This is a genomic window from Streptomyces sp. NPDC088910 (genome assembly GCF_044749865.1).
Taxonomy (GTDB): Bacteria; Actinomycetota; Actinomycetes; order Streptomycetales; family Streptomycetaceae; genus Actinacidiphila.
In genome coordinates this window covers 670138-687185 of the sequence record NZ_JBIVIV010000001.1, presented here as the reverse complement: position 1 = coordinate 687185, position 17048 = coordinate 670138, and the positions used below count along the sequence as shown (strand labels likewise).

13 protein-coding genes and 2 tRNA genes are annotated in these 17048 nt (G+C 71.8%); 9 read left to right on the top strand and 6 right to left on the bottom strand.

The window, feature by feature from the left end; translation table 11 throughout:
* Positions 1-85: 85 nt before the first annotated feature.
* The 3 genes from ACIP4Z_RS02945 to pepN form a co-directional block, all read right to left on the bottom strand.
* On the bottom strand, positions 86-3430 hold the full coding sequence (locus ACIP4Z_RS02945; RefSeq protein ID WP_401304578.1) for a S8 family serine peptidase: 3345 nt from the start codon (positions 3428-3430) through the stop codon (positions 86-88).
* A gap of 202 nt (positions 3431-3632) precedes the next feature.
* Positions 3633-4793, bottom strand: a complete 1161-nt coding sequence (locus ACIP4Z_RS02940) for a hypothetical protein (protein WP_401304576.1) — start codon at positions 4791-4793, stop codon at positions 3633-3635.
* A gap of 1019 nt (positions 4794-5812) precedes the next feature.
* Positions 5813-8401 (bottom strand): aminopeptidase N, encoded by a 2589-nt coding sequence (gene pepN, locus ACIP4Z_RS02935; protein WP_401304574.1) that lies wholly within the window; start codon positions 8399-8401, stop codon positions 5813-5815.
* 242 nt (positions 8402-8643) lie between these two features.
* Between pepN and ACIP4Z_RS02930 the strand changes: the two genes are divergently transcribed.
* The 5 genes from ACIP4Z_RS02930 (at position 8644) to ACIP4Z_RS02910 (ending at position 11928) form a co-directional block, all read left to right on the top strand.
* Positions 8644-9309, top strand: coding sequence for a DsbA family protein (locus ACIP4Z_RS02930; RefSeq protein ID WP_401304571.1), 666 nt, complete (start codon positions 8644-8646; stop codon positions 9307-9309).
* Between the two features lie 37 nt (positions 9310-9346).
* Complete coding sequence (locus tag ACIP4Z_RS02925) at positions 9347-9736, top strand: VOC family protein (RefSeq protein WP_355349503.1); 390 nt, start codon at positions 9347-9349, stop codon at positions 9734-9736.
* A 243-nt stretch (positions 9737-9979) separates the two neighbouring features.
* Positions 9980-10564, top strand: a complete 585-nt coding sequence (locus ACIP4Z_RS02920; protein WP_401304568.1) for a biotin transporter BioY — start codon at positions 9980-9982, stop codon at positions 10562-10564.
* 42 nt (positions 10565-10606) lie between these two features.
* A complete protein-coding gene (locus ACIP4Z_RS02915; RefSeq protein ID WP_391160362.1) occupies positions 10607-11095 on the top strand; it encodes a ribose-5-phosphate isomerase in 489 nt (162 codons plus the stop codon).
* 8 nt (positions 11096-11103) lie between these two features.
* Positions 11104-11928, top strand: a complete 825-nt coding sequence (locus ACIP4Z_RS02910) for a DNA-formamidopyrimidine glycosylase family protein (RefSeq protein WP_355349512.1) — start codon at positions 11104-11106, stop codon at positions 11926-11928.
* A gap of 6 nt (positions 11929-11934) precedes the next feature.
* Here ACIP4Z_RS02910 and ACIP4Z_RS02905 read toward each other — a convergent pair whose 3' ends face one another.
* Entirely contained in the window at positions 11935-13164 is a 1230-nt protein-coding gene (locus ACIP4Z_RS02905; RefSeq protein WP_401304564.1) for a GNAT family N-acetyltransferase, read from the bottom strand.
* Between the two features lie 117 nt (positions 13165-13281).
* Here ACIP4Z_RS02905 and ACIP4Z_RS02900 point away from each other — a divergent pair, with 117 nt between their 5' ends.
* Together ACIP4Z_RS02900 and ACIP4Z_RS02895 are read left to right on the top strand one after the other, a co-directional pair.
* A complete protein-coding gene (locus ACIP4Z_RS02900; RefSeq protein WP_355349518.1) occupies positions 13282-14427 on the top strand; it encodes a PP2C family protein-serine/threonine phosphatase in 1146 nt (381 codons plus the stop codon).
* Between the two features lie 134 nt (positions 14428-14561).
* Positions 14562-14756: a hypothetical protein gene (locus ACIP4Z_RS02895; RefSeq protein WP_093715861.1), complete on the top strand. Its 195-nt coding sequence runs from the start codon at positions 14562-14564 to the stop codon at positions 14754-14756.
* Here the strand turns inward: ACIP4Z_RS02895 and ACIP4Z_RS02890 are convergent.
* On the bottom strand, positions 14721-15803 hold the full coding sequence (locus ACIP4Z_RS02890; RefSeq protein ID WP_355349521.1) for an asparaginase: 1083 nt from the start codon (positions 15801-15803) through the stop codon (positions 14721-14723). The two genes, ACIP4Z_RS02895 and ACIP4Z_RS02890, sit on opposite strands and share 36 nt — an antisense overlap.
* Positions 15804-15996: 193 nt before the next feature.
* Between ACIP4Z_RS02890 and ACIP4Z_RS02885 the strand changes: the two genes are divergently transcribed.
* The gene (locus tag ACIP4Z_RS02885; protein WP_355349524.1) at positions 15997-16449 is read left to right on the top strand and encodes an Lrp/AsnC family transcriptional regulator; all 453 of its coding nucleotides are present in this window, start codon (positions 15997-15999) and stop codon (positions 16447-16449) included.
* A 157-nt stretch (positions 16450-16606) separates the two neighbouring features.
* On the opposite strand, the gene ACIP4Z_RS02880 is transcribed toward ACIP4Z_RS02885, so the two are convergent.
* Positions 16607-16680: transfer RNA gene (locus ACIP4Z_RS02880), tRNA-Gly, on the bottom strand.
* A gap of 120 nt (positions 16681-16800) precedes the next feature.
* Between ACIP4Z_RS02880 and ACIP4Z_RS02875 the strand changes: the two genes are divergently transcribed.
* Positions 16801-16877: transfer RNA gene (locus ACIP4Z_RS02875), tRNA-Pro, on the top strand.
* The last annotated feature ends 171 nt before the right edge of the window (positions 16878-17048 follow it).

Genomic DNA, 17048 nt, shown 5'->3' with positions numbered 1-17048 from the left:
GGCCGTCAGGAAGACGGCCGCCCTGTTCACGTACGTACCGGGGGTGCGGGGCCGAGAGCCCCGCACCCCCCGAAGGACAACTCCGTTACGGCGTCGTCTTCGTGATGATCACGCTGCCCTTGCCCGCGACCGAGCCGCGCGCGTTGAGCAGTTGCACCTCACCGAAGAACTTGCGTCCCTCGGGCGCCGCGGCCGAGGCCAGGAGCGAGGCCGAGACCTTGGCGGAGGCGCCGTGCGGCAGGTTGACCGTGGTGGTGTCGTCCACCGTGACCGTACCGAGGGCGTCGGAGAAGTAGACGTCCTCGTAGTCGTAGGTGGTCGTCCCCGCCGGTACGGCGTAGGCGTCCACCTCGAAGGTGTACGTGCCCGCGGGCGGGTTGGCCAGGCTGACCCGCTCGTCGGAGCCGCCGCTGGCGGACTGCGCGACGAGCACCCCGTCCCGGTAGACGTACAGGTCGAGGTCGGCGGCCGTGTCGGACGTCCCGCCGATCGACACGTCGAGCCGGGAGGCGCCGGGGCCGAGCGTCAAGGTGGTGGTCTGCGTGTCACCGTCGGCGATCGTCGGCTTGGCGGTGAACGCCGAGCCGAGCGGGCCGCCCTTGAGCTTGCCCTGGATCGGGGCGAAGCCGTTGGTGACCGTCCAGTCGACCGGGGTCGGCGTGCCGACCTTGGCCTCGGGAACCGTCTTGACCGCCGGGTCGAAGGCCACGCCGAGCAGCGTCACCGACAGGTTGTACGGGTTGTCGAGCTGCGGCGAGGTGCGGCGCGCCTCGACCGCGATCTCCCACACGCCCGGCATCGGGTTGGCGTAGGAGCGCACGTCCGGGCGGCACTTGTTGTTGGGGTTGTCGTAGTTCGGGTAGCAGTCGATGGTCTGGGTCGAGTCGAGCGGCACACCGTACGGGTGCATCGTCAGGAACCGGGTCTGGCTGCCGGTCTTGAGCCCGTCCATGGCGACCTCCAGCGAGGTCGCGCCCGCCGGGACCGTCACGAAGTACGACCTCGTGGTGTCGCGCTCGATGCTGCCGGAGCGGGTCAGCGTGTACGACGGGCCCGCGACCGGGGTGGAGACGAGCACCGCGGCCGACATCTGCGAGTCGATGCCGCGGGTCAGCGGGTCGTCGATGTTCAGCAACGCGCTGTGCGCGCCCACCGACTTCGGCTTCGCGGTGACCTTCACGGTGACCGGCTTGTTCAGCGGCAGCAGCACCAGCGGGCTGGCCACCTTGAACGTGCCGTCGTTGTGCGCCCAGGTGAGCGTGTGCAGTTGGGCGTAGACCGGACCGCTGGTACGGGTCACGGTGACGTCGTACGTCCGCGACTGCCCGGCCTGGAGGCCGCCTTCACGGTCGTACACGCCGGTGCCGAAGCCCGGGGTGACGAGGTAGTCCTTCAGCACCGTGTTGACCGGCGCCTTGACCGTGTACGTGTTGGTCTTGCCGCCCTGCTTGAGCAGGTTCCAGGCCGGGCCGACGGCGATGAGACCGGCGCCCTGGTCGATGGTCTGCGTGCCGGGGATCGACTTGGCGGTGCTGGTCAGCGCGGTACGGAGCTGCGCGGGGCTGACCGTCAGGTGCTTGGCCTTGGCCGCGGACAGCAGCAGCGCGGAGGCTCCGGCGGCCTGCGGGGACGCCATCGAGGTGCCCTGGAGCATCGCGTAGCCGGGCGGCAGGGTGTAACCCGCCTCCTTCACCGGCCCGCCCGGCTCCCAGGTCGGGATGGTGTTGATGGACGCGCCGGGCGCGGTGATGACCGGGGCGAGGCCGCCGTCCTCACGCGGGCCGCGCGAGGAGAAAGGCATCATCGAGTACGGAACGGTCATCTGCGAGCCGTAGTTGGCCGCCCAGGTCTCCTTGGAGATGGACGCGCCGACGCTGAGCACGTGGTCCGCGAGGCCGGGGTCGCCGATGGTGTTGACGCCGGGGCCGTCGTTGCCCGCGGAGATCACGAGCTGTATGCCGTAGGTGTCGATCAGCTCCTTGTAGAGCTGGTCGCGGGCGCTGGCACCGTCGTTGAGGGCGCCGAGACCGCCGATGGACATGTTGACCACGTCCACGTGCCGGTTGACGACCAGGTCGATCATGCCCTCGGTGAGCGCGATGCTGGTGCAGCCGCCGCTCCAGGTGCAGGCGCGCGAGGAGACGATCTTCGCGCCGGGCGCCGCGCCGTTCATCTTGCCGCCGAACAGGCTGTTGGCGGAGGTGATGCCCGCCACGTGCGTGCCGTGCTCGGACTCCACGAGGCCGAAGTTCACGAAGTCCGCGGTCTTGCCGACCCAGGTCCCGCCGTAGGGGTCCATGGGCACGTTCTTGCGGATCTCGACGGTGAACGGGATCGACTCGGAGATCGGCGTCGCCGGGTTGTCGGTGCCGAAGTGGCCGATCTGGAAACCGTCCTTGTACGGCTCCATCGCGGTGTCGTCCGTGAAGTCGCCGTTGTCGTTCAGGTCCACGCGGACCGTACCGGCGGCCGGGTCGTACAGCACGCCCCACTTGTCGGTGGTGTCGCCGTCGCGGTTCAGGTCGCCGTTCATGTCGCCGCCGATGGTGGCGGATTCGGCGAACGTGCTGAAGTAGTAGTTCCCCGCGGGCGCCTTCCAGGTGCGTCCGGAGGAGGTGAAGGCCGGGCCGGAGACCGCGGTCACCATCGGGCGCCAGGTGGCGTCGCCGTCGAGGATCGGGTCGGTCGCGGTGATCCAGTCGACGATCTTGCGCTCACCGGTGGTGGTCTTCTGGAGCGCCGGGTGGCCGATGTCCACACCCGAGTCCAGGATGCCGATGGTCACGCCGCGGCCGTCGTACTTCGGGTTGTCCTTGACGAAGTCGACCGCGCCGGTCTCGAACGCCGGCTGGTACGGGTTCTTGGCCGGGGTGTCCTTGCCGGGACCGGGGTACGTCGTGGCCGACGCCTTCCCGTTCTTGGCCGCCGCCGCGGTGGTGTCCGCCGCCGGGGTCGGGTCGTCGAGCTTGATCTCCTGCTTGAGGTCGATCGCGATGACCGAGGACAGCTTCTGCGCCGCCGCGATGGCCTGGTCCGCCTTGCCGGTCGGCACGGTGGCCCGCACATAGCCGATCTTGTCGTACCGCAGACCCACGCTGGCGCCCTGCGCGTCCAGCTTGTCGGCGACCTGGCCGGTGCTGCCGGGCTTGGTGGCGACCATGAAGGTGACGTTCTTGTCGCCGTCCGCCTTGGCCTTGGCCAGCAGCGAGGCGTCCGCGGACCCGAGTTTGTCCGCGGCTCCGCCCTTGTCGGCGGCGCCCTTGTCCGGCGAGCCGGGGCCGGGCGCGGGGGTGGAGGAGGGCGACGAGGGCGAGGCGGGCGCGTCCGCGATCGCGAGCGCGGGCCCGGCGGCCGACAGCGCGGCAACCAGACCCGCGGCCAGCGCGATACGGGCCGCGCGTCTCTTGCCGGGAATGTGAGCGAGTGGCATGGGCATCCCTGTTCGGACCGAGGTGGTCTGTTCGGAAAACGGAGCCGGTCGATCGCTCACATTGCTGGAATTGACTCCCCTTTGGGGAGTGTTGACCGTCCAATGGTCTGGGCATGACGTGTTTCCGCCAACCGCCATCAGGACGAATACGGTACGGGTCGGGGTAAATCGCCGGGACCCCGCTTCCTCGTGTGACGGGTGGTCACCTCGGGGTGACCACCACATACGCGGCGGGTGTCCGGTCGGCGGACGCCATCAGCGCGGTCCTGACGATCGCCGCCTGCTGCTCGGCGGAGTCCCTCAGCTTGGCCGGAGTGAGGTGGATGACGGTGATGCCCAGCGCCTCCAGACGCTCCCGCTCACGGGCGTAGCGCGACCACACCGCGTCGTCCTCGGCGTTCTCGAAACCGTGCTCGAAGGCCCGGTCGAAGAGCTGGTCGAAGGCGCCGCCGGGACCGTACGTGCCGCCCGGTCCGTACGCGTCCCCGTCCCCGTACGCGTCCGTCGCGTATACGTCACCGTGGCCGTCCTCGCCCGCCGCCGTGCCCGGCCGTGCGGTGCGCGCGTCGATCTCCACCGCCACCGCGTGCTCCGGCCAGTACGCGTCGACCCCGCCCAGCGGCGGGCCGCCCGGCAGCCGCAGGTCGACGTTCCACACCGGGTCGGGCAGCGCGTGGCAGCGCACCATCGCGATCAGCCGGTCCTCGGCGACCGACCGGCCCTCGGCGAGCAGCGCGTCCAGCGCCGCCGCCACCTGCGGCCGGTCCAACAGTCGCGCGTGCTCCAGCTCCTCCAGTACGGCGCCCGCGTCGCAGTGCCCGCCGCGCACCGCCTCGGTCAGCAGCCGCCGCACCGTCTCGGCGTCGTCCAGCTCCGCGACCGCGTCGGCCAGGGCGCGCGGCACCGGCGCGCAGGGCAGTCCGGCGACCTCCTGCGGGCGGGGCAGCGCGTTGGTCCTGCGGATCGCCACGTCGCCCGCGTCGCGCAGCCTGCGCTGCCGCGGCACCAGGACGTCGATCCGCGGCAGCCCCGGCAGCGGCGGCACCGAAGAGAAGCGGTGCAGGGCGAGGGCGGCCAGCCCGGTCACCATCGCCTCCCGGCCGCCGCCGAGCGGGCCGTGCGCTCCCGGATCGCGGCCCGCGTACAGCAGCGCCGCCTCCAGGCGCTCCGCGCTGTTCGGGGGCCCGGAGTGCAGCAGGTACACCTGCGGCAGCACCTGCTGCCACGGCCCTCCCGGGCGGCACCGCTCCGCGATCACGCCCGGCGTCACGCCGCGCTCCCTGAGCTGACGGACCGACAAGACGCTGTGGGCGGTGCGGAGGTGGTCGGCGGTGCGGTGTGAGTGGGGGTTCTCGATGCTCATGCCGTGGTCGTTCCCGCCGCCGGCCCCGTCACTAACCGCTGTTACACGCCCGTCGACAAACCCGGACAAGCCTGGGCTAAAGTCCACGTGTTCGCATGCCGAGCTTACCTTTTCACCTATTCGGGTGACCCCCTCCGGGGGCCTGCTCTTTGCCCACCCGCCCACCCGTGCGGGTGTTTTGTCGTCTGCGGGTGCCGCGTGTGCCTGGGTCGGTGCCGGTCCGGGGTACCTCCTCGAAATCCGTATCACCTGGCCTTCGCGCATTCGGTACCCGGCCGTCAACGTATTTCTGCGGGGGCACCCCGGCCCGTCCCCTCCCGGTACGTCGGCGTCCGCCTGCCGGTGGGGGTTGCCGGGAGGGGGGTGGGTGGGCTGGGGTGCGTCGGCGGCCGACGGTCCGCTGTGGTGCCGGGGCGGGCGTGGGTGGGTCAGGGTCCGTTGGCCTCCGCCTGGCCAGTGGGGGCGGCGAGGGGGTGGGCGGGCTCCATTACGTCGGCGTCCGCCCGTGCGCTGTAACTGGGGGAGGTGTCCCTCCGCTGTGGGCATCGGCGGAGACCGCCTGTCTCCGCCCCGCCGGGAGGTCGGGGGGCGCAGGGCCCGCACCCCCACTCACCGCCTTTCGCCCACCTCGCCGGGAGGTCGGGGGGTGCAGGGCCCGCACCCCCACTCACCGCCTTTCGCTCACCCCGCCGAGAGGTTGGCGGGGCGCAGGGCCTGGCCCCCACCCACCCCCGTCCGCCACCACACCGGACAGGCGGACGCCGACGTACCCGAGCCCACCCACCCCCCCTCCCGGCCACCCCCACCGGACCGTCGGACGCCGACGTACCCGGAGGGGACGGGCCGGGGTGCCCCCGCAGAAATGCGGTGACAAGAAGGGCACCGGATACACAGGTACCAGGCAGCCGCATTTCGAGGAGGTGCCCCGGACCGGCACCGACCCAGGCACAAGCGGCACCCGCAGACGGAGAAAGCACCCGCACGGGTGGGCGGGGCGGGCAAAGACACCCCCCGTCAGCTCACCGCAGGGACTGGGCGCGGAGCGCCCGCGCGAGGTCGTCGCGCGACTCAACGACCAAGCGCCGCAAGGCGGGCGCCGCGTCGGCGCGGGAGGAGAGCCACGCGTCGGCCGCGGCCAGCGCCTCAGGACCCTGGTGGTGCGGGAACAGACCCCGCACCACCGCCATGCCGATCTCAATTGACCGCTCGCCCCACACGCGCTCGATCGAGGCGAAGTACGGCTCGACGTACGGCGCCGTCAACCCCCGCTGCCCCGGCTGAGCGAAGCCCGCGATGGTGGCCTCGACCAAGGCGTTGGAGAGCCGGTCGGAGTCCACGACATCGGCCCAGGCCGCCGCCTTGACCTGCGCGGAGGGCCGCGCGGCCAGGCAGCGCACCTCGTGCCGGTGACCGGAGGCGGTGTCGTCGCGGGAGCGCTCGGCCGCGACTGCCGCCGCGTCCGCGTCGCCCTCGGCGGTGAGGGTCTCGAGGAAGGTCCAGCGCAGTTCCTGGTCGACGTCGAGCCCGTCGATCTTCGCCGAGCCGTCCAACAGCCCGCGCAGCAACTGGAGATCGGCCGCCGACGAGGCCACGGAGGAGAAGAACCGCGCCCACGCCAACTGGTGGCCGCTGCCCGGCTCCGCCTGCCGCAGCTCCCGCAGCGCGCCCTCGGCGAGCGACCTGGCGGCCTCCTCGCGGTGGTCGGGCGCCACGTAGTGCGACAGCGCGGAGCGCGCCTGCTGGTGCAGCGACTGGAGCACCCCGATGTCGCTCTCGGAGCCCGCGAAGAGCAGCACGAGACCGAGGTAGTCACGGGCGGGCATCAGCCCGTCACGGGTCAGATTCCACACCGCCGACCACGCCAGTGCCCGCGCCAACGGGTCGGTGAGGTCGCCGAGATGGGCGCGGAGCGTGTCCAGTGACACCTCGTCGAAGCGGATCTTGCAGTACGTCAGGTCGTCGTCGTTGACCAGCACCAGCTCGGGCCGGTCCTGGCCGGCCAGGCCGTCCACCACGGTCACCGGGCCCGACACGTCGGTCTCGACCCGCGCGTACCGTTCGAGCGCGCCGCCCGGCACCCGCCGGTACAGGCCCACCGCGACGCGGTGCGGGCGCAGTTCGGGGTGCGACTCGGCGGCGGTCTGGAGCACCGACAGCTCGGTGATCTTCCCGTCCGCGCCGTAGACCACCTGCGGGGTCAGGGAGTTGACGCCCGCCGTCTCCAGCCACGCGCGCGACCACTGCGCCATGTCGCGGCCCGAGGTCTCGGCCAGCACCGCCAGCAGGTCGGCGAGCGTGGTGTTGCCGTACGCGTGCCGCTTGAAGTACCGGCGCGCCGCCTCCAGGAAGGCGTCCCGGCCCACGTACGCCACGAGTTGCTTGAGCACCGAGGCGCCCTTGGAGTACGTGATGCCGTCGAAGTTCAGCTTCGCGTCCTGGAGGTCGCGGATGTCGGCGACCACCGGGTGCGTGGAGGGGAGTTGGTCGGCGCGGTACGCCCACGCCTTGCGCCGGTTGGCGAAGGTGATCCACCCGGCGTCGTACTGCGTGGCCTCCACCATCGCGAAGGCGCCCATGAAGTCCGCGAAGGACTCCTTCAGCCACAGGTCGTCCCACCAGCGCATGGTGACCAGGTCGCCGAACCACATGTGCGCCATCTCGTGCAGGATCACATTGGCCCGGCCCTCGTACGACGCGCGGGTGACCTTGCCGCGGAAGACGAACTCCTCCCGGAAGGTGACACATCCGGGGTTCTCCATCGCGCCGATGTTGTACTCGGGCACGAACGCCTGGTCGTACTTCCCGAAGGGGTACGGGTAGTCGAAGTTGTCGTGGAAGAAGTCCAGGCCCTGCTTGGTGACCGTGAAGATCTCGTCCGCGTCGAAGTGCCGGGCCAGCGACCTGCGGCACAGCGCGCTCAACGGCACGTCGAGCACCGCCCGGTCCTCGAAGGTCCGCGAGTAGTGGTCGTGCTCCACGTGGTACGGGCCCGCGACGACCGCCGTGATGTACGTCGAGATCGGCTGCGTCGGCAGGAAGCGCGACACCGCGCCGCCGCCGTCGCCCTCGTACGGCACCGGCTCGCCGTCCCGCTCACTGTTGCTCAGCACCGTCCAGCCCTCGGGCGCGGTCACCTGGAAGGTGAACGGCGCCTTCAGGTCGGGCTGTTCGAAGTTGGCGAAGACGCGGCGCGCGTCGGCGGGCTCGTACTGCGTGTACAGATAGACCTCGCCGTCCTCCGGGTCCTCGAAGCGGTGCAGCCCCTCGCCGGTCCTGCTGTACGCGCAACGCGCGTCGACCACGAGGGTGTTGCGCTCCGCGAGGTCGTCCAGCGCGATCCGGGTGCCGTCGAAGACGGCCGCCGGGTCCAGCTCCCGGCCGTTGAGCCGGACGGAGGTGACGGCCGGGGCGAGCAGGTCCGCGAACGACGAGGCGCCGGGTCGCGAGCACCGGAAGTCGATCACGGTCGTCGACCGGAAGGTGCGGTCCCCGCCCGCGTCGGCCGGGTCCACCGCCGACCGTACGTCGAGGGCCACGTCGTAGCGCTCGACGGACAGGATCGAGGCCCGCTCACGGGCCTCCTCGCGGCTGAGGTTCTCGCCGGGCACGGGCGACTCCTTTGTCTGTTCTCACAGGCCCAGCGGGTCTGTGGGCTCATGGGCGGCCCCGGGGGTCTCCCGGGTGGTCACAGCGTCCCGCATCCTCCCACGGGGGGCGTACGGGGGAGGGGTACGGGGAATGCCGTCGCGCCGGTCGCGCGTTGTGCGACAGAGGACTCATGTCCCCGTGAGCCCACATGCCCCCCGTGCCGCCCGGCACGCCCCGGCACGATCCGTTCGAGGAGTACGCAGTGACCGCGACCGCCCCCGAGACCGACAACCGGCCAGGCAACGACAAGACCCCGGCCGACTTCTGGTTCGACCCGCTGTGCCCCTGGGCGTGGATGACCTCCCGCTGGATGCTGGAGGTCGAGAAGGTCCGCCCGGTCGAGGTGCGCTGGCACGCCATGAGCCTGGCGGTGCTCAACGAGGACAAGCTCGACACGCTGCCCGAGGAGTACGCCACCTTCCTGCGCGACGCGTGGGGCCCGATCCGGGTCGTCGTCGCCGCCCAGCAGAAGTACGGCGAGGAGTACGTGGGCCGGCTCTACACCGCCCTCGGCACCCGCTTCCACAACCAGGGCCTGCCCAAGACCCGCGAGACCCTCGTCGCCGCGCTCGAAGAGGTCGGCCTGCCCGCCGAACTCGCCGACTACGCGGACTCCGACGAGTACGACACCGAGCTGCGCGCCTCCCACAAGGAAGGCATCGACAAGGTCGGCCAGGAGGTCGGCACCCCCGTCATCGCCGTCCCCGGCGACGACGGCGAGCAGATCGCCTTCTTCGGCCCGGTCGTCACCCCCACCCCGCGCGGCGAGGAGGCCGCCAAGCTCTGGGACGGCACCTTGCTGGTCGCCTCGATCCCCGGCTTCTACGAGATCAAGCGCACCCGCACCAAGGGCCCGAGCTTCGAGTGAGCGCGGGGGACCGGGTTCGGGACGGGGTGCCGCGCCGATGGCACATCTAGGGCTGGTGGCGCTCGTCGTGCGTGACTACGACGAGGCCATCGACTTCTACACCCGCGCGCTCGGCTTCGAGCTGCGCGAGGACACGCCCCGCGCGGACGGCGGCCGGTGGGTGGTGGTCGCGCCCCGCGGCTCGTCCGAGACGGCGCTGCTGCTCGCCCGCGCGGGCAACCTCGCCCAGGCGGACCGCGTGGGCGACCAGACCGGCGGCCGGGTCGGCCTCTTCCTCACCACCGACGACTTCGACGGCGACTACAAACGGATGGTCGCCGCCGGGGTCGTCTTCGAGGAGGAGCCGCGCTACGAGCCGTACGGCGCGGTCGTGGTCTTCCAGGACCTCTACGGCAACCGGTGGGATCTGATCGAACCCCACAAGTGACGTTGACCGGCACGGCAGTCGGGGCGGGCCCGCGAGGTCCCGCCCCGACGCATGTCACGGACGTGAGATGCCTCACGCGACCTGCCGAAACTCCCCGACTCCCCGGACCGCGCCGATAACTTGACGGTGCACGGAAGTCTCCAACCGGTCGCTCGCGGCTTTGTTCCCTTCTCACGATGATCACGCTCGGCCGCTGCGTTAGCGTCACGGTGTCCCCGACCGTCCTCACCCCGCGGAGTACCGATGACCACCGCCGAATCCGTCGCCGTTTCCCGAGCCCCCGGAGCGGTCCTGGCCGACCTGCTGCCCGCCTCGCGCGTCCGCGACACCGCTCTGGTCGTCGGCGGCGCCGTGCTCACGGGCCTGGCCGCGCAGCTCTCGGTCCCGGTGCACGGCTCGCCCGTCCCGGTCACCGGCCAGACCTTCGCCGCGCTGCTGGTCGGCACCGCCCTCGGCGCCCGCCGCGGCTTCGCCTCCCTCGCCCTGTACGCCGCCGCGGGTGTCGCCGGGCTCCCCTGGTTCTCCGAGGGCGCCTCCGGCTGGTCCATGCCCAGCTTCGGCTACATCCTCGGCATGCTCCTGGCCTCCGGCGTGGTCGGCGCCCTCGCCCGCCGGGGCGGCGACCGCACCGTCGCGCGCACCGCGGGCGTCATGGTCCTCGGCTCCGCGGTGATCTACGCGATCGGCGTCCCCTACCTCGCCTGGTCCGCCCATCTGTCCGCGTCCCAGGCCGTCTCCCTCGGCCTGACCCCGTACCTCCTGGGCGACGCGCTCAAGGCCGTCCTGGCGATGGGCCTGCTCCCCGCGGCCTGGCGGCTCACCCGGTAGGGCACTCCCGCTCCGGCCCGCCGGACATGCAAAACTCATCGCATGCGCGTTTACCTCGGGTCCGATCATGCCGGTTTTGAACTCAAGAACCACCTCGTGGAGTGGCTGACCGTCCACGGCCACGAGCCCGTGGACTGCGGGCCGCACATCTACGACGCGGTGGACGACTACCCGCCGTTCTGCCTGCGGGCGGCCGAGGGCGCGGCGGGGGAGCCGGGCAGCCTCGGCATCGTGATCGGCGGGTCGGGCAACGGCGAGCAGATCGCCGCGAACAAGGTCAAGGGCGTCCGCGCGGCGCTGGCGTGGAGCGAGCAGACCGCGTCGCTGGCGCGGGAGCACAACGACGCGAACGTGCTGAGCATCGGCGGCCGGATGCACACCGAGGCGGAGGCCACGAAATTCGTGGAGATCTTCCTCACCACCCCGTACTCGCACGAGGAGCGCCACCAGCGCCGTATCGACATGCTGAGCGCGTACGAGGCCACCGGCGAGCTGCCGCCGGTCCCGGACCACCACCCCCGCCAGGGCTGACGCGGGCGATGCCGGAAGGCCACACGATCCACCGCCTGGCCGCCGACCACCGCGAGCGGTTCGGCGGCGGGGCGGTCCGGGCGAGCAGCCCGCAGGGCAAGTTCTCCGACAGCGCCGCGCTCGTCGACCGGCAGGTGCTGGAGAGCGCCGAGGCCCACGGCAAGCACCTGTTCCTGGGCTTCGGCGCGACCGGCTGGGTGCACATCCACCTCGGCCTGATCGGCAAGGTCACCTTCGGCGACGGCAAGGCGCCGCCGCCGACCGACACCGTACGGCTGCGGCTGGCGAACCGCGCGCACTGGGCGGATCTGCGCGGCCCGGCCGCCTGCGAGCTGATCACCGAGCCGGAGAAGCGGGCGATACACGACCGCCTCGGCCCCGACCCGCTGCGGCCGGGCGACGACCCCGAGCGGGTGTGGCAGCGGCTGTCCCGCTCCCGGATCAGCGTCGCCGCGCTGCTGATGGACCAGAAGGTCATCGCGGGCGTCGGCAACGTCTACCGCGCCGAAGTGCTCTTCCGGCACGGCGTCGACCCGTTCCTGCCGGGGCGTGAACTGCCGCGTCAGCGGTGGGACGCGATGTGGTCCGATCTGGTGACGCTGATGCGCGAGGGCGTACGGACCAACCGGATCGACACCGTGCGCCCCGAGCACACCCCCGAGGCGATGGGCCGCCCGCCGCGCCAGGACGACCACGGCGGCGAGGTGTACGTCTACCGGCGCACCGGACAGCCCTGCCTGGTGTGCGGCACCGGGATCAGCACCCGGCCGCTCGCGGCCCGCAATCTCTTCTGGTGCCCGGTCTGCCAGCCCGCGCATCCGCCGGTGAGCTGACCGATCTCAGAAGCCGTGCGGCAGCCACGGCTCGACGTCCCCGCGGAACGCCCTGGACGCCTCCGCCAGCGCCCCCGGCCGCAGTTCACGTACCAGCCCCGCCTCCGCCTGCCCGCGCAGCGTCGGCCCGCCCAGGTAGGCCGCGCCCAACTCCTTGACGGACAGCGCCAGGTCGGCCGCGTCCGCGGTCCGCTCGCACGTCGCGCCCTTCGCGTCGCCCGACAGCCGCCAACGCCCGGCGTTCCAGGGGCAGAAGGCGTCCTCCACCTCCAGCACCACATCCACCGGGGCGGTGTACGTCCGCGCCTCCAGCGCCTCGCCGAGATTCACCAGACGCACGTGCAGGCTGTCGCGGAAGGCCAGTTCACCGCGGCGTACGTCGGACAGGAGGTGCAGCAGCGGGTCGTCGACCGGCCGGTTGTAGAACGCCACCCGCGAGGTGAGGTCGATGGAGGACAGATAGCGCCACAGCGCCGCGTAGACCACCGGGTCCAGCGCCTCGACGTCGCTCAGCTTCACGATGTTGTCGGGACCGAAGGAACTCCACGACAGCTTCACCGAGTAGCGCGCGTAACCGCGTACCTCACCGTCCACCTCGGCCACCACGCACAGCCGCTCGCCCGCGCCGTCCCGGCTCGCCGGGGCGTCGAGAAGCGGCACCCGCTCCCAGCCGGGCCGCCTGGCCAGCATGCCGGGCCGGGTCGGCACCACCCGCGCGTAGACGGCCTCGCACGCCTCGCCCGCCGCCTCCAGCGGCACCAGCCGCAGCCGTACGTCGTCCACGCCCGGCAGGGCCCTGACGGCGGTCCTGGTCGTGTCGACGTTGCCGCGGAGCTGCAACGTGCCCGTGCCATAGCCGAACCGGCCGTAGATCGCCGGTTCCGACGCGGTCAGCACGGCGACCGGTTCGGGTCCCTCGCGCACGTCGTCGAGCTGCCTGCGCATCATCGAGGTCAGCACACCGCGGCGGCGGTGCGTCGGCTGCACGCTCACCATGGTCACGCCCGCGGCGGGCAGCGACGCCCCGCCGGGCACCGTCACACGGAACGAGAAGGCGCCCGCGGTGCCGACGATCTCCCCGCCGTCCCACACCGCCAACGACCTTTCCAGCTCGGTCAGTTCACGCCACAGCCCCCGCTCCTCCGGGGGCTCGGCCGGCCCGCCGAAAGCCCGCTCCAGGCGGCCGTAGAACTCTTCCCAGTCGTCCCGTTCCAGCACCCGCAGTTCCGTCGTCATAGGCCCTGCCTACCAGCCGCGCCGTCCGCGGGCGAACGTATTTCCGCCGTCTACGTGACAGGTCGGGGGGTATCCGCCCTGCACGGCGGGGCGAACGGTCGATAGGGTCGCCAAGACATGGCAAAGGGCGTCGCGGGCGAGGGGCTCGGGCTGCGGTGGAGCAGATGGCTGCACCGGGCCCGGCTCGGTGTGCGCAGGGCCGGGGTCGACTACTTCCGCGGCGGCGCCTCCGACTGGGTCGGCCTCACCGTACTGATCCTCACCGTCCCCGCGCTGGCGTACACCACCGTGAGCCTGCCCGTCTGGTGCCCGCCCAGCTCCCTGGTCCTGCCGATCCTCACCGGCGGCCTGCTGCTGCGCCCCTCCAGCCTGCTGCTCCTCTACGCGGCCTCCGCCGTCGCGCTGGTCGCGGAATCCGCGGCGCTCGGCCCGTACCGCGAGGGCCCGGCCCGCGTCACGCCCGGCACCGTCCTGGTGGTCACCGCGGTGGCGCTCACCGGCCTGGTCATCGCCCAGTTCAGGGCGCGGGTCGGCGTGCCCTGGCGGGGCGGCCACACCATGCTCTTCGACCTCAGGGAGCGGATCAGGGTCCAGAGCAGACTGCCGCGGCTGCCCGCGGGCTGGCACGCCGAGATGGCGCTGCGCCCGGCGGGCGGCCAGTCCTTCTCCGGCGACTTCGTGGTGGCCACCCGCGGTTCGGTCGGCGGCCGGACGCTGGAGGCCGTGCTCACCGACGTCTCCGGCAAGGGCATGGACGCCGCCTCCCGCTCGCTGCTGCTGTCCGGCGCCTTCGGCGGCCTGCTCGGCTCGCTGCCGCCGCACTCCTTCCTCACCGCCGCCAACGGCTATCTGCTCCGGCAGAATTGGGACGAGGGCTTCGCCACTTCCGTGCACCTGGTGCTCGACCTGGAGAGCGGCGACTACGAACTGCTGTCCGCCGGGCACCTCCCAGGGGTGCAACTGCACGCGGGCAGCGGCCGGTGGGAGGAGAAGGCCGCGGAGGGCCCGCTGCTCGGGGTCTACGACGGGGCCGAATTCCACGGCGTGAAGGGGACGTTGCGCTCGGGGGACGTCCTCATGCTGTTCACGGACGGCCTGGTGGAGACGCCGGACAAGGACATCTCCGAGGGCATCGACCGGCTGATCGGCGAGGCGGACCGCTTCGTGGCGACCGGATTCCGGGGCTCCGCCTGGCGGTTGATCGAAGCGGTCGCCAAGGATGTCAACGACGACCGGGCGCTACTCGTGGTGTGCAGGGACTAGCCGACGGGAATGGGACTATGGGCCTTCGGGTCCAACTGTCGTTCCCCGATGGCACCATGGGACCGGGCGGGGCGGGGGCGCGGCTCCATGCTCCCGGACCGGCGAGGCGTACCGTGAAGAGGAAGTGAACCGCTGTGGCCATCTCCCTGTCCGTAGTGCTGTTGCTGGCGATCATCCTGGTGGTCATGATCCGGGGGAAGAGCATCAAGGTGGGTCCGGCGATAGTGGCGGCCCTCTTCGGTTTCTTCCTCGCCTCCACCAACATGGCGCCGTCGGTCAACCGATTCCTGACCTCACTTGCCGACACCATCAACCAGATAAAGCTCTGACGCGGGCAGCGCCTGCGGGGCCGCCTCCAGAATCCGCCGCAACGCGGCGGTGGCGGTGCCCGTGCCGGACCGTCCGTCCTGCTCCGAGGGCAGGCGGGGGAGGTCCGAGGACGGCGACGTGAGCGAGAGCAGCGTCGCCAGCACCGCGATACGTGTCTGGCCGGGACGCAGAGTGCCCGCCAGCAGCCCGCCCGCCGCCACCAGGTCGACCGCCCCGCCGCCGGTGTAGAGCGGCGCCACCGCGCCCGCCGCGACCCGCGTGCTGACCGCGACCAGGACGCCGTCCGCCGTCGCCTTCCGTACCGCCTCCGCGACCTGCGGATTCGCGTTCCCCGCGCCCGTGCCGACCACGACGACGCCGCGCGCGCCCGCGCCCAGCGCCGCCTCGAAGAGCACGGTGTCGCCGTCGCTGTGGTGCATCAGGACGTCCACCCGCGGCGGTACGGCGCCGGGCGCGGGCAGCGGCAGCGGTTCGGGGCGCGGACGGCGGCGGCCCCACGTCACCCGGCCGAACTCGACGCGGCCCAGCGGCAGTCCGTCCGGCGCGCCGAAGGCGTGCGCGTCCACGGTGTGCTGCTTGACGGTGCCGCGGGCGGCCCAGACCTGGCCCGCGAAGACGATCACCGCGCCGATGTCGCGGCCGGTGGCCGCGGTCAGCAGCGCGTCGTACAGATTGCCCGCCGCGTCGCCGTCCTCCGCGTCCAGCGGCTTCTGCGCGCCGGTGAAGACCACCGGGCGGCGGTCGCCGTGGAAGAGGTCGAGGAAGAAGGCGGACTCCTCCAGGGTGTCGGTGCCGTGGGTGACCACCACGCCGTCCACCGCCGGATCGGCCAGCACCTCGTGCACGGCGTGCAGCAGCCGCAGTTGGTGGTCGGTGGTCAGGCGCGAGCTGTTGACGGTGAACAGGTCCACCACCCGGACCTCGACGCCCTCGGGCACCGCGCCGGCGGCGAGCACTTCCTGCCCTGCCGCCTCCGCCGCGTACCCGTCGCCCTGCCATCGGCTGGCTATGGTGCCCCCGGTGCTGATGACCACGACGTGTCGCACGATGCCTTCGCCTCCGTCTGATTGTGCGCGTCCGGTGCGTTCGCGCGGGGCTCTCCGGACGCCGCCGGATGTCCCCACTCCTCGGGGTGACACTTACCCACTCTGCACCCGGTGCAATGATATGCGCGTAGACCTGACATTTGATTGCTCGTACCGACCGGTATTCGGCCACCGAGTGGTAGGTATTGCCACCATGGACGCCATCGACAGACGAATCTTGCGCGAGCTCCAAGCCGACGGCCGGCTGAGCAACCAGGAACTGGCCCAGCGGGTCGGCCTCACGCCCTCCCCGTGCCTGCGCCGGGTGCGGCAGCTGGAGGACGACGGAGTGATCGAGACCTACCGCGCGGTCGTCGCCCCGGCCGCCGTCGGCCGCGGCTTCGAGGTCTTCGCCTCCGTCGAGGTACGCCGCGACCGCGCCTCCGTCGCCGCCTTCGAGGCCGAGGTCCAGTCCACCCCCGACGTCGTCGAGGCCTACCGCCTCTACGGCGCCCCCGGCTGCCTCCTGCGCATCGCCGTCGCCGACTCCGACGCCTACGAGCGCTTCTGGACCGACCAGCTCATCGACCTGCCGGGCGTCAGCGACGTCAACTCCCAGATGATCATGAAGCGCATCAAGTCCCCCCAGGGCATCCCGGTCGACTAGAAGGCCGCGACCCGGGCCGATCCGCGCCGACCCGAGCCGACCCCGGCCGACCCCGGCCGATCCGGGCCGACCCCGGCCGACCCGGCGCCGGTCGCGGCCCGGGGAAACAGAAAGCCCCCGGACACCGGTCGAGTGGTACCGACCGGGCCGGAGGCCGTGGAGCGGGCGACGGGAATCGAACCCGCGTAGCTAGTTTGGAAGACTAGGGCTCTACCATTGAGCTACGCCCGCGGGAGTGTGATGCGCCAGTGATTGTGGCACATCGGATAGTAGCCGGTCGAACCGGTGAACCGGCGGGGGAATACCGGCTGCCCACGCGTACGGGGGCATGTACTCTACGTGTCGCACCAGCGGGGTGTGGCGCAGCTTGGTAGCGCGTCCGCTTTGGGAGCGGAAGGCCGTCGGTTCGAATCCGGCCACCCCGACCAGCGGTTCCGCGATCCCGAGGGGATTCTGGGGGCCGGGGCACGAAGGCCCGGACCGTGCGCATTGTGGTACCGGTAGGATGGGCCGCTGGCGACCGAGCGCGCGGCATGCCGTGTACTGCTTGCCGGACGAGATCACCGGACGATCCGGCGAGATCACCGGATGATCCGGCC